Origin of the sequence: Pantoea nemavictus (assembly GCF_037479095.1) — a bacterium.
Taxonomy (GTDB): Bacteria; Pseudomonadota; Gammaproteobacteria; order Enterobacterales; family Enterobacteriaceae; genus Pantoea; species Pantoea nemavictus.
The window spans coordinates 690,133-703,207 of the sequence record NZ_JBBGZW010000002.1; the positions used below are offsets into that span (position 1 = coordinate 690,133).

A 13,075-nucleotide genomic window follows, 5' to 3' on the forward strand; every position below is an offset into this window, starting at 1 on the left:
TGCGCACCGTTTTACATCAGCCCCGCGAATCATCCTTCTCGCCGAGGAAGAAATACCACAATGGAATCGACGTTAGCGCGGTAAACACCGTGGTATATAACGCGATCATAAAGCCCTGCGTGATATACATGGTTAGCGACCAATGGCTAAACGGAATGCCATATTGATCGATCACGCCACCGATAATGGCGTTGCTCATCACGGTACCAACAATCAGCGCCAGAATAAACAAACCGCGCAGGAAGTAGCGCATCTCTTTACGCTTCACCGCAAAACGCGCGCGGATAATGCCCAGCGGCGATTGCTGTGAGGCCAGCAGGGCCGCCTCATCCAGCGGTGCACGTTGCTGCTTGCGCCAGCGTAGAATATCCACCAGCAGGAAGGCCAGCAAACTCGCCCCCATCACCGGCAGCGCATAGCCAAGCGCCAGCGCTACCATCAACCAGGCACCTTTCGCATAATGCGGCAGCACCATCCAGCTTTCGGTCAGGGTTTGTGCCGGGTTCGCTTCCACATCTTTCGGGCGACGAATCCACCACATGCGATAACCCAACACGATCATGCTGCACAAACCCAAACCAAAGAACGCCAGCAACAGCTGATTAGGCAAACCAAACAGCACGCCCATGTGTGCGTCGACGCCCCAGCGCGTCAGCTTCGCAACTAACGGGAAACGATCGAAATAGACGTGGTCCACCACGCTAAAGTCCTGTGGATTAACCGAAACCGCATCCACCTGAGTTGGCCAACTGCGGTCAATTTCCGTTACTGCCCACGCTTTTTCCGCGCTTTTCGGCTGACGTAGTTCAAGTTTGGACGCGCTGAGTCCATCCTGACGCGCCGCATTTAGGACGCGATCCCAATCGGCATCGGCGGCGTTATTACGCATCGGTTTTGCTGGCGCCGCCGCCGGTTTGGTCATGGATGACATCGACATATTCATGCCCGCCATATCCATATCCGGCATATGATCGGCATGCGGATCGGCGGGGGCTGCGGGCGCATCACTGTTCAGCGACGTATTAACCTGCGGCGTCAGCCAGTTTAGCTCGGTACGCATGCGATCAATATTGCCGCCCGCCCACTGCGACCACGTCAGGCCAGTGACCGAGAAAAACACCAGTCCGACCACCAGCGTTAAACCGAGCGTGACATGCCAGTGGCGGCTGAAGGCAAATCCTTTGCGCGGCTGTTTTAGCTTACGTTTTGGACGCGTTCCCAACCACAACACTACACCGCCAAGTGCGGCTACCCACAGCCAGGATGCGGCCAGTTCGCTGTAATTGCGCCCGAAATCGCCAAGCAGCAGGCTACTGTGAAGTAAGTCGATGGTAGTACGCAGCGGCAATACGCCGCTGGTGCCATACACCGGCAGATCACCAACAACTTTCAGGCTGTAAGGATCGATAAACACCGCGCGTGACTGCGAAGTGCCGAGTGACGAATCGCTGAATTGCACGCGCGTGGTGTCCGTTGCGCCGGGCGCCGGACGTACCGCGAAGATGTGCTGGTTCTCCCCAGCATAAGCGCGCGCGGCAGTGATTTGTGCCGACAGCGGCTGCGCATTGCCGTGCGGTTCGGCGGTCAGCGCATCGGCATAAATCAGGTTTTCCAGCTGGGGTGTTAACACGTAAAGCGTGCCGCTGAGTGCCGCGATAAAGATGAACGGGGCGACAAACAGACCGATGTAAAAATGTAAGCGACGTAGCAAATTAAGCACCGCACCGCGCGGTGCTGCAGAGTGAGCAGCAGACAAAGCCGTCTTCCTTCCAAAAAGAAATTGTCTTAGCGCAACGCTACAGTTGAGCGTGCACTGCAATAAATTAAGTCAGCAGGGAAGAAGTGCAGGTGGGGCGCGCGGTCGATGGATGCTGCTAACGCGACGTACAATCGGCGCAACCACATGTGGCAGCGGCGGCGCACGCGAGATCACCATAATTAGCCAGATGAACGGGATGAACACCCACATCAGCAGCGGGACATGCACCAGCAGATCGCAATAGCCGCAGGCGAACTCGCCGTCATCCATCATGTGATGGCTCATGCCGGGCATCGACATATCCGCCATCATCATCTCATGATGGCTCATTGAGCTGCTCATCATGCTGTGTTGCGGCATCGCCAGCATCTGGTTTTGCCGCTCCATCAACGTTTTCGACACAATCGGCGCGACGAACAGCAGCAGCACCGCCACAATGGCGACGAAGGCAGTCAAACGCTGGCGGAAGTGATGTGTAAACGTCATGGTTGCTAGTGGATGATTCCGTAAATGAGGCGGAAGTGTAACGCGATTGACATGGATGGGTTAAAAAAATAGAGGCTATTTAAGAAAAAATTCGCACCTTTTGAAAATTGTCACTTAATGCGCTGCGTTTGTTAACCTCTATTTAACTTGATAAAAACAGAGAAGAAACATTCCCCCTCGGGCCGAGAACATCAAAAAATCGATCGTCCCAGCCGCTCGGTGAGTTTTTCCAGCAGCGCGGTGCCGGCCAATGAGTTGCCCGAGTGATCCAACGCAGGCGACCAAACCGCAATACTCATCTCGCCGGGAATCACGGCCACAATACCGCCACCGACGCCTGATTTAGCCGGCATCCCAACGCGCCAGGCGAACTCACCGGCGCCATCGTACATGCCGCTGGTCATCATCAATGCATTCACCTGACGCGCCTGACGCGGCGAGATCACCGCCGATTCGTCATCCTGAGTGCGGCCGTGATTCGCGAGATACAGGAAGGTGCGCGCCAACTCTTCGCAACTCATCGCCAGCGAGCAGTAGTGAAAATAGGTTTCCATCACTTTGCTGACATCGTTGTGGAAATTGCCAAACGATTTCATCAGCCAGGCAATCGCCGCGTTGCGCGCCGAATGCTCGTATTCAGAACGCGCCACGACGCGGTCGTAATTGATGTCCGGTTGCTGTGCCAGACGCCTTACGATCTCCAGCATGCGCTGACGCGGTGCGGTGAGGCGGCTTTCCAGCAGATCGCACATCACCAGCGCGCCGGCATTAATAAACGGATTGCGCGGTTTGCCCTGTTCCAGCTCCAGCTGTACCAGCGAATTAAATGCCTGCCCGGAAGGCTCTTTACCGACGCGTTGCCAGATCTCGCCATCTTCGTACAGCGTCAGCGCCACGCTGAGTGACAACACTTTGGAGATTGACTGGATGGAGAAACGGGTCGCGGCATCACCGGCCTGAAAACAGCGGCCATCGGGCGTGCAAATAGCGATGCCGAGCTGATCGGCCTCTACATCGGCCAGCGCCGGAATATAATCCGCCACTTTTCCCTGCTGGGTTAATGGGCGAACTTCGCTAACTATCTCTTCAAGCAGTGCATTACTGAGTTCCGACACCTTCACGCTCCGTGTAGCCAATCGTGGCCCGGATAATGGTGATTTGCGCGCAGCGCGTCAATCGGCAGCGCGAAATTCTGTGAGCCTTCTGGGTGAAGCCTGCGTTACAGTGCGGGCTGTTTTCATTAACTATAGAGCCCGCGCGATGATAACCAACCTGTTCCGCGATTTCCCCGCCGCCGCACAGAACGGCAGCGCTGAGACGTTTGAAGCGCTGCTTGCGCAGCCTAATCTGCATATCGAACGCATCGTTTCAACCGGGCAAGCGAGTCCACCCGATTTTTGGTACTGCCAGACGCAGGGTGAATGGGTGATGGTTTTACAAGGATCGGCAGGATTGCAGCTGGAAGGCGAAGCGCAGGAGCGTCATCTGCATGCCGGCGATTTTGTCGAGATTCCAGCAGGCTGCCGCCATCGCGTTAACTGGACGGACAGCAGCGGCCCAACCGTGTGGCTCGCGGTGCATTATGGCGCGCTGCCGATGGATTTGGCTTAAGGACGCTTGTCGACGCTGTGCGTCGAAGTGGTCCAGCGGCGCGCCTGTAGTGAGGGTGGCGCACGATTCCGCTTAGTGACCAATGAACTGAGAGCCTCATCACGTGCGAAAAATATATTCCATGTTATAAAATATGGAAAATTAATTTCAATTTGAGAGGATTCTATCATGTCATCGCTCCCGTCTCTGGACAGCCTGTTGCAGCAGGAAGCTGAACACCGTTTACCGCAGTTTGATTTCGATTTAGCCTGGCAAATTGGACAAAGCATCCAGCAGCGCGGCCGTGAAGAGAATGCGCCTATCGCTATCGAAGTCTATGCATTTGGCCAGGTGCTATTTCTTGCAGCATTGCCAGGATCTGCGCCAGAGAATCTGGAATGGATGCGACGTAAACGTAACACCGTGCTGTTAACCGGCCACTCGTCGATGTATGTGGGACTTTTTAATGAGCAGAAGGGCGAGCGGATGGCACAGCAGCGCAATATCCGTCAGGAAGATTACACCGATCACGGTGGGTCCTTCCCATTGCTGACTTCTCAGGGCGCGATCATCGGCGCCGTCACCATCAGCGGTTTACCTTCCGCAGACGATCATGCGTTAGCGCTGTGGGGAATTACCCAGCTGCTGCGCTGATAATCCAGTGTGATGCGGCGCGCGAAATCGCGCCGCTTCAACTTCTGATGAAAAAATGACTGTTTATTTCATCGCGGGCAGTTTCAACTTATCGCCTGCGCCGGTGGCTTTACGTAGATCGGCAACCTGACTGGCTTTCACTTCTGCACCCTGATTGCCCCACGAATTCCTCACGTAGTTGAGCACGTCGGCCATCTCCTGATCGTTGAGCTTCCAGGAAAATGCCGGCATGCCTGCGGACGTTGGGCGGCCTTCGGTGTGCGGCGCACGAGCGCCATCCAGCAGCGCATGAATCATGTTGGTCGGATCGTTCTGCATCGCGCCATTGCTGGCGAAGGCTGGCACCATGCCGGTGATACCTTCTCCCGACAAACCGTGGCAGGCAGAGCAATCCACTTCATAACGCAGCGCGGCCTGTTCCTGACGCGCTTTATCCATCACAAATCCGCTGGCTTTTGCGGTGGACGACGCTGGTAAGCTGCGCAGATAGGTGGCGATAGATTGCAGATCGCGATCGTTAAAATATTGCGTTGAGTGTTCAACCGCTTCCGCCATCGGGCCTGCCGCCACGCTCTCGCCGTTGGAGCCAGTTTTCAGGTAGTCGGCAATCTGCGCGTCGCTCCATTTACCAATGCCAGCGTGTGGATTTGGCGTGATGTCTGGCGCGTACCAGCTGCCCAGATTACCGCCTTGCAGATACTGGCTACCGATCTCGCCGCCTAGCGCGTTGCGCGCGGTGTGGCAAACGCTACAGTGCGCTGGACCATCCACGATATATTTGCCGCGATTCCACTCGTCGTTCTGCGCGGTTTGCGGTTTAAACGCATTGTTATCAAAGAACAACAGGTTCCAGCCCGCCATCGCCAGACGAATGTTGTACGGGAAGTTCATGCCCGCATTTTCATCTACGGCGTTGTTCACCGGTTTTTGCGCCGAGAAGTAGGCCCAAAGATCGTGCATATCGCCATCGCTCATCTGGGTGTACGCGGTGTACGGCATCGCCGGATACAGGAAGCCGTGATCGCCACGTCCCTGACGCACCGCGTTGAAGAAATCGCGCTCGGTCATTTTGCCGATTCCGGTGGCGCGATCTGGCGAAATGTTCGAGGTTTTCAGCGCGCCAAACGGCGTATCGATGTTGTAGCCGCCGGAGAAGTCGGCATTGTGGCAGGCGGCACAGTCGGCAAGACGCATCACATATTCGCCGCGTTTGATGGCCGCATCATCGTTGCTGTGAAAATCGGCCAACTGCACCTTATCGTCGGCAACGTTGGAGCGAGCGCTGTCTAACACCACCCATAATCTGCCTGTTGCCGCAATGCCCGCCAGCACTGCCAGCGCGGCGAGGGTGTAAGTTATTTTCTTTGCTTTCGCCATGATTACGCCCCCACCAGCGGTGCCGGATTGTTGATGTACTTCTGGTGAATCGCCTGTGCGGCGCGAACCGCCAGCGCACCAATGGTGATGGTGGGGTTGTAACCGCCGTTATTCGGGAAGGCCGACGCGCCCACCACAAACAGGTTGTGCGCATCCCAGCTTTGCAGATAAGGATTGAGGGCCGAGGTGCTGGGATCGGCGCCCATCACCGCACCACCAATGGTATGCGAACTGTGCTGCTGGTAAGGGTTCCAGCTCTTCTCTGCCTGGTTATCGACCACCATGTGCTGGCCGCCCATCTCTTTCATGATGTTGATAGCGCGGTCGGTAACATATCTCGCCATGCGCACATCGTTCTGGTTCCAGTCGAAGGTGGTGCGGATCAGCGGTTGGCCGTGACGATCTTTATAGTTCGGATCGAGATCGAGATAGGCTTCACGCATCGGCATTGAGGTGCCCTGGCAGAAGATGGTGCCAGCGCTTTGGTAATCGCGTTTGTAGCCCGCTTTCCACTCGCTGCCCCAACGCCTGGTGCCAGGACGCAGGCTATTCATGTTTTGAATCGGACGGCCGTTGGTGGAGAAGCCCATGATGCCCGCGCCGCCGATGAAATCGAGTTCGCTGTGATCGAAGTTATCGCCGTTAAAATCATCAATTTGCACCGCCAACGCGCCGCCGCCGATGAACGGGTTCATATATTCGTTATCGAAGTAACCGGTGACCGTGGAGCAGGTTTGATAGTTGTAGTTTCGGCCAATGGTGCCGCGACCGGTCAGCGGATTGTATTGCTCGCCTACGCCGGAGAGCAGCATCAGGCGCACGTTATCCATCTGATAAGCAGTGATGCAGACGATATCGGCTGGCTGGAAGCCTTCCACGCCATCCTGCGTGATGAATTTAACGCCTTTTACCGTTTTGCCATCGTCATGTTTCACCGCGTGCAGCACTTCGGTTTCGGTCAGCAGCGTGAAGTTCGGGCGGCGCATCAGCACCGGCAGAATGCACGCTTGCGGTGATGATTTGGAAAAGTTGCCGCAGCCGTGGAAGTCGCAGAAGCCGCAATAGGTGCACGGGCCCATACTGACGCCGAGTGGGTTCACGTAAGCCTGAGAGAGATTACCTGCAGGGATAGTGAAGGGGTGATAACCCATGCTCTCGGTGGTTTTACGGTATTTGCTCATCCAGTGCGTATCTTTCAGCGGTGGCGTCGGATAGTCGCGCGAGCGCGGTCCTTCAAACACGTTGCCGCCTTTCTGCAACTGACCGTTGAGATTGCCGGCGATTCCAGACGTCCCGGCAATACGCTCAAAGCGATCGTAAAACGGCGCCATGTCGTCGTAGGTCACGCCCCAGTCCTGCAGCTGCAAACCCTGCATCTTTTTAACGCCGTAGCGCTCGCGGGTTTGCTTTGCCACTTCAAAATCCCACGGCGTAAAACGCCATGACATGCCAGCCCAGTGTGTGCCTGCGCCGCCGACGTTCCAGCCAAACTGAAACGCTGACCAGTTACGCACCGGGGCGGCGAGCTGATCGCTGCGGTTACGGAAGGTGGTGGTTTCCACGCTCATTGGCTGCAAAATTTTACGGCGGGTATGAAAACGCAGTTCATCGGCATCAATGGCGACCGGGAAATCGGTCGAGGTATCACGCCAGGCTCCGCGCTCAATGGCAACCACATTGAGTCCCGCACGGGTTAGCTCTTCCGCCATCACCGAACCGGCCCAACCCAGGCCGACGATCACCACGTCAGCTTTATTTCTTACTAGTGACATTAACTCAGCTCCGGCTATTTAATCGTTAGGAATCAGACTGACGGGAATAAGTGCCAGATTTTCGTTACGGCGTTCGATATAAGGACGATAGTCATAGCGCGCACCGGGAAAACCGATCATCTTCCAGCCCGCCATATTTTTATTACCGCCATAAATCGGATCGGCCAAATAGCTTTCACGCGCGTTTTGCAGCATTAATTCAAAAAGCGCCTGGCTATTTACGTCTGCTCCTAAATCAATTTTGCCGTCTTCCATCTTTGTCAGAAATTCATCGATCTGCTGCGCAGTTAAGGTATGCAGTGAGGCCTGATGATGTTGCTGTGCCCACTTTTCCAGCGCCGCTAAGCCGGTTAAATAGCGCGCTTTCGGTGGCGTGAGAAATTGGGGGCTGCCCATCAATGCTTCTTCATTTTCCGGGTGCAGCGGCGCCTGTAAATAGAGCGCTGCGCCAGAACCATAATCACCCGCTAGTTGGTTATCGAGGAATTCAATCGCGCCCGCTTCACTGGCGGATGGGCCAAGATCATCGGCGGGGATCAGACGATCAAAAATGGCCGCCAGGTTTTGTCGATCCAATGGGTTGGTGAGTACCTGATAGCCGTCTCGCCATGCCGGCTGGGGCAGGTGATCGGAGCTGAGTTGGGTCTCCAGCGGGACGTTGTGCAGCTCTTTAGCGCGCAGCTGCGGCGCGACGGCGAGCGATGCAACAATGCCGCTGAGTGAAAAGAGCGCTTCTCTTCGGTTCATACTTCTTATCCCTTAATCATTCCATCCTCAGATGGACACCACAGATTATTATTTACAGAGCACGACGTTCTAAACTGACAGACGCAGTGATGCCCAATGCAAATAGCGCACAGGCGTCATCGACGAATCCACGTTCGTTATTATTTTTTGGCAGAAGGTATTAAAATACGCATCGCGCGTTGCAATAGGGCCAACGCGCTATTTATCAGGCTGGAGGTTTTCCGCGCCATGGCAAATAAGCTTCATGGGAAACCCGTTAATCGGGCTCCCTTTCTGTTAATTAATATATTTATTCATATCATCAATGCAGTGACGGGAAATATCCCACAGGTCATCTTCCCAGTTATGCGGGCTTAATAATTCTGGTGACCAGACGCCAGCGTATCCGGTAGCCTTCACAGCTTCGACCCAGGCGGCAATATCCACATCGCCTTCACCCGGCGCATAGTTACGTTGCACCCATTCGTCCCAGGCCTCGCCCGGTTTAGCCGCGCGGCCATCGCAGAAATGCACGCCGTAAATCAGATCTTTATCCATGCGCGCCACTTCCGCTGGCGTGGTAGCGCCGCCCGCATGCAGATGCCAGAAATCCACTACCACACCCAGGTTATCTTTGCCGCTCTGTTTGATCAGATCGAGCGCGTGCTGCAGTGAGTTGAACGCGGTGAACGCCACTACTTCAATCTGGAATTTGATGCCGAGCGGCGCACCGATATCGGCAATCGCGGAGATGTTGTCCAGCAGGATGGCATCGCGCTCGGCATTAGTCAGGTGATCAAGTTCGGTCAGCGCCATGATTTGCACCACTGGACAACGCAGCTCCACAGCGGCCTGGCAGATTTTTTCCGCTTCTTGCATCAGCTCGGCTCGCGCTTGTGGCTCATGGCGACCAATGCGTTTCAGTGCATTGATGCAGGTAATCTCGATGCTGTATTTCGCCATCAAATCGCGGTAGGCGGCATAACTGCCACCGTTATCCAGATAGCGATACAGATGTTCTGGCAGGATTTCTAATCCGCTAAAGCCCGTTTCATGGGCGATGCGTAACTGAGTGACGGCATTGCTGTACCAAACAGACACGCCATGCAACGACAACTTCATCTCTCCTCCTTGTTACCTCACGGCTTCAGGTGAGAGCGACGAACACGCAATTCTCCCTGAGACCAAACGCCACCTGGAGTGGCACGTCCATCAATCAGCCGGTTTAAGGCTTCTGTGATGATCAAATCAATACGCTGGCTGAAGCTGGTGAGCTGCCAGCTCGGCAGACTGGCTTCATCGATGTCATCAAAGCCCACCACCGCCATAAATTTATTGCCTGCACCTTCGCGCAGTGCGGCTAATGCACCGAGTGCCAGCACATCGTTTTCACAAAATAGCGCTTCGATGCGCTGATCGGGCGCTTGCGCGTTTAGGTAATCGGTTAACGCCGTATAGCTACACTCGCGGGCATAAGCGCCTGCCGTCAGCAACACGTCGAGCTGCAAGCCTGCATCGTTCAGCGCGAGCTGAAGGCCCTCCAGACGCAACGTGTGGTGGCTTCTGGTGGCGGGTCCCATCATGTAACCGATGCGCGTATAACCCTGTGCCAGCAGCAGTTCACCCAGCTTTTCGCCCGCATGTAAGCCATCAATGCTGACCACTTCAATGCCAGGCTCATCATTGTTACGGCACACCTGCACTAACGGAATGTGGTGCATCTCGCGCGCAACGGCGATTAATTCATCACTCAGCACCGTGCCGAGGAACAGCATGCCATCAACCTGCAGCTGGTCGGCCAGCGAAAGCACCGCGCGATAATTTTCGCCGCTGCCGATATTCAACAGCAGCGCCATATAACCGCGCTGTTGCAGCTGGCGGGTGACAGTGTCGAGCATCAGCATGGTGTGCGGATTTTTTAGCTCGTCGATCACCACGCCAATAATATGTGTCTTCTTTTGCGACAGGCTGCGTGCCAGCAGGTTAGGGCGATAGCCCAGTTCGCTGGCAATGGCCATGACGCGTTCGCGCGCTTTATCAGAAATTGACGCGCCCGGCGTAAAAGCGCGCGAGACCGTCCATTTCGAGACGCCTGCCAATCGTGCAACGTCGCTGGCGGTGGCTTTGTGTGGTTTTTCGGTTGGTTTACTCATAGCACCTGCGTAGGGGTATTAGCGGAAGACCCCCAGCATTGAACGTTAAAGCCAACGGAAAATAAACACCTGAGCGCACGCATTTGGCGCAAAGCGCGACAAATAATTTTGTTTTTATGATGTTGCGATTATGTTTGATCAGTGCACCCGATTGCAACATTTTTTGCAATCGGGTGCATTGCATTAAGATTTTGTGATCGATTTCGCTGATTTGCACTTTGCCAGATTGACGGGAAAGTCAATATCGCAGACATTTCGCTCAGTTTAACGCGAAAAAATGGCGTTTATACTCATGAGTGCAGGCTTTTTTGCACCCGGTAACAAAGTTAATGTTAGCAGAATAAATACCCTCGAATCTTACTGCCATTCATTTTGCACCCGGGTGCAAAATTAACAGGAGTTGTTATGCTCAACGGTGAAAAGAGTATCCCACGTCCATTGCGCTGGGCCATGATCGGCGGCGGTCGTCTAAGCCAGGTTGGCTATAAACACCGTTCTGGCGCCCTGCGTGATAACACCGCCTATCAAATGGTGGCGAGCGCGTTTGATATTGATGCCGAGCGCGGTCGCGATTTTGGCGTCAATCTCGGCCTGGCGGCAGAACGCTGCTACGACAATTATCAGCAACTGCTGGCCGAAGAGGCGAAGCGGGAAGATGGCGTGGAAGTGGTATCGATTGCCACGCCAAATGGCACTCACTATGAAATCACCAAAGCCGCTCTGAATGCTGGTATTCACGTGATTTGCGAGAAGCCGCTGTTTTTCACCTGTGCCGAAGCGCAGGAAATCAAACAACTGGCCGCGACGAAAGGCTTGATCGTTGGCGTGACGTACGGATTCTCTGGCCATCCGTTGCTGATGCAGATGCGCGCGATGATCGCTAATGGCGAAATTGGTGATGTGCGCATGGTGGAGTTGCAATACACCCACGGCTTTAGCGCTAATGACAGCGCCGACAAGTTCAGCGAAGCACAGAAATGGCGGGTCGATCCCAAAATTGCCGGACCTTCATTTGTCCTTGGGGATATCTCTACTCACACCTTCTACATCTCACAGCTGGTGCTACCGCAGCTGAAAGTGAAATCGCTGCTGTGCGATCGCCAGAGCTTCATTCCGTCGCGCGCACCGCTAGAAGATAACGCGATGGTGTTGATGCATTACGACAACGGTGCGGTAGGGCGCATGTGGGCGTCCTCCATCAACGCCGGCTCGATGGACAGCCAAAGCATTCGGGTGATTGGTTCGCGTGCCAGCCTGGAGTGGAGCGATTACAACCCGGGCGAGCTGAAGTATGAAGTGCAGGGCCAACCGAATCAGATTATGCATCACGGCATGCCGTATCTGCACGAAAGCGCCCTGGCTGATGAACGTCTCGGGGCGCTGCATACCGAAGGGCTGGCGGAATCCTGGGCCAATATCTATCTCAAATTAGCCATCGCCATCAGCGCCACGCAACGCGGCGACCAACAGACGCTCGATAACCTCATCTATCCGGACATCAACGCCGGGATTGAAGGTGTGCGCTGGATCGAAAACTGCGTGCGGTCTGCGGATAACGGCGCGAGCTGGGTTAATTACGAATAAGGAATGCCATGAAACTCTCTTTTTGTACCGATAGCCTGGGTCATCTGCCGTTTGAACAGATGCTGGATAAACTGCTGGAGCTGGGGGTTTACGGCGTTGAAATGACCACCGGTGGCTGGTCCCCGGCACCGCATCTGCGCACCGAAGCGCTGCTGGGGAGCGCGACGCAACGGCAGCAGTTGCTGCAGGCGCTGGAGAGTCGCGGCATGTCAATTGCGGCGCTGAATGTGTCGGGAAATCCGCTCGATCCGGGCGAGTTGGGCAATAAGCACAAGCGCGATACGGAAAACGCGCTGGTTTTGGCCGGTGAATTGGGCGTGAAGAAAATCGTCATGATGAGTGGCCTGCCGCCCGCTAGCCCGCATGACACCATTCCCAACTGGATCACCTACACCGTAAGCTGGCCGCCCACGCTGAAAAACTGCCTCGATTATCAGTGGAATGAAGTGGCAATTCCTTACTGGCAAGGGCTGGTGGAACGTGCCAAAGCCAGCGGCGTCGAAAAGTTTGCACTTGAAAACTTCAGCTCGATGCTGGTGTGGAATCCGGAAACCCTGTTCCGTCTGCGCAATGCGGTGGGCGATATGGTCGGGCTGAATCTCGATCCCAGCCATCTGCTGTGGATGGGAGCCGATCCGATTGCTGCCGCGCGCGCGCTCGGCCCGGCGATTCATCACTGCCACGGCAAGGATGTGCGACTGGAACGTGGGCTGGTGAACATTAACGGCTTACTGGAAACCAAACCGGTGGAAGACGTTGCCAACCGTGCGTGGAACTATGTTGCAGTGGGCTGCGGCCAGGATCTGCAGTGGTGGAAGGAGTTCTTCTCGGTGGTGCGCATGATGGGTTACAACGATTGGGTATCGCTGGAGATGGAAGATCTTACCATGTCGGTGGACGCCGGCATCACCTCATCAATTGCGGCACTCAAGCAAACCCTTAGCCAGTAAGGTGCAATACACGGCGGGTTTGCG

12 protein-coding genes are annotated in these 13,075 nt (G+C 55.2%); 4 read left to right on the top strand and 8 right to left on the bottom strand.

From position 1 onward, the window contains the following. Positions 1-16 precede the first annotated feature (16 nt). The 3 genes from WH298_RS22805 to glsB all read right to left on the bottom strand — a co-directional run bounded on the left by WH298_RS22805 (position 17) and on the right by glsB (position 3,360). Positions 17-1,756: a DUF2534 family protein gene (locus WH298_RS22805; RefSeq protein WP_180824173.1), complete on the bottom strand. Its 1,740-nt coding sequence runs from the start codon at positions 1,754-1,756 to the stop codon at positions 17-19. A 72-nt stretch (positions 1,757-1,828) separates the two neighbouring features. Next, positions 1,829-2,245 carry a DUF2946 domain-containing protein gene (locus WH298_RS22810; RefSeq protein WP_180824174.1) on the bottom strand — a complete coding sequence of 139 codons (417 nt, stop codon included), beginning with the start codon at positions 2,243-2,245 and terminating at the stop codon, positions 1,829-1,831. Positions 2,246-2,436: 191 nt separating this feature from the next. After that, positions 2,437-3,360 carry a glutaminase B gene (gene glsB, locus WH298_RS22815; protein WP_049853059.1) on the bottom strand — a complete coding sequence of 308 codons (924 nt, stop codon included), beginning with the start codon at positions 3,358-3,360 and terminating at the stop codon, positions 2,437-2,439. Positions 3,361-3,505: 145 nt separating this feature from the next. Between glsB and WH298_RS22820 the strand changes: the two genes are divergently transcribed. Both WH298_RS22820 and WH298_RS22825 read left to right on the top strand, forming a co-directional pair. Beyond that, positions 3,506-3,856 (top strand): cupin domain-containing protein, encoded by a 351-nt coding sequence (locus WH298_RS22820; protein WP_049853058.1) that lies wholly within the window; start codon positions 3,506-3,508, stop codon positions 3,854-3,856. Positions 3,857-4,024: 168 nt separating this feature from the next. Further along, a complete protein-coding gene (locus WH298_RS22825) occupies positions 4,025-4,489 on the top strand; it encodes a heme-degrading domain-containing protein (protein WP_007889767.1) in 465 nt (154 codons plus the stop codon). Between the two features lie 63 nt (positions 4,490-4,552). Here the strand turns inward: WH298_RS22825 and WH298_RS22830 are convergent, their stop codons facing one another. The 5 genes from WH298_RS22830 to WH298_RS22850 form a co-directional block, all read right to left on the bottom strand. After that, positions 4,553-5,866 (bottom strand): cytochrome c, encoded by a 1,314-nt coding sequence (locus WH298_RS22830; protein WP_180824175.1) that lies wholly within the window; start codon positions 5,864-5,866, stop codon positions 4,553-4,555. A gap of 2 nt (positions 5,867-5,868) precedes the next feature. Continuing rightward, the gene (locus tag WH298_RS22835) at positions 5,869-7,638 is read right to left on the bottom strand and encodes a GMC family oxidoreductase (protein WP_049853056.1); all 1,770 of its coding nucleotides are present in this window, start codon (positions 7,636-7,638) and stop codon (positions 5,869-5,871) included. An 18-nt stretch (positions 7,639-7,656) separates the two neighbouring features. Beyond that, positions 7,657-8,385 (bottom strand): gluconate 2-dehydrogenase subunit 3 family protein, encoded by a 729-nt coding sequence (locus tag WH298_RS22840; protein WP_049853055.1) that lies wholly within the window; start codon positions 8,383-8,385, stop codon positions 7,657-7,659. A 276-nt stretch (positions 8,386-8,661) separates the two neighbouring features. Then, positions 8,662-9,486: a sugar phosphate isomerase/epimerase family protein gene (locus WH298_RS22845; protein ID WP_180824176.1), complete on the bottom strand. Its 825-nt coding sequence runs from the start codon at positions 9,484-9,486 to the stop codon at positions 8,662-8,664. A gap of 17 nt (positions 9,487-9,503) precedes the next feature. Further along, the gene (locus WH298_RS22850; RefSeq protein WP_180824177.1) at positions 9,504-10,517 is read right to left on the bottom strand and encodes a LacI family DNA-binding transcriptional regulator; all 1,014 of its coding nucleotides are present in this window, start codon (positions 10,515-10,517) and stop codon (positions 9,504-9,506) included. A 405-nt stretch (positions 10,518-10,922) separates the two neighbouring features. Between WH298_RS22850 and WH298_RS22855 the strand changes: the two genes are divergently transcribed. Continuing rightward, a complete protein-coding gene (locus WH298_RS22855; protein WP_180824178.1) occupies positions 10,923-12,101 on the top strand; it encodes a Gfo/Idh/MocA family protein in 1,179 nt (392 codons plus the stop codon). A gap of 8 nt (positions 12,102-12,109) precedes the next feature. Beyond that, positions 12,110-13,051 carry a sugar phosphate isomerase/epimerase family protein gene (locus WH298_RS22860; protein ID WP_180824179.1) on the top strand — a complete coding sequence of 314 codons (942 nt, stop codon included), beginning with the start codon at positions 12,110-12,112 and terminating at the stop codon, positions 13,049-13,051. Positions 13,052-13,075 lie beyond the last annotated feature (24 nt).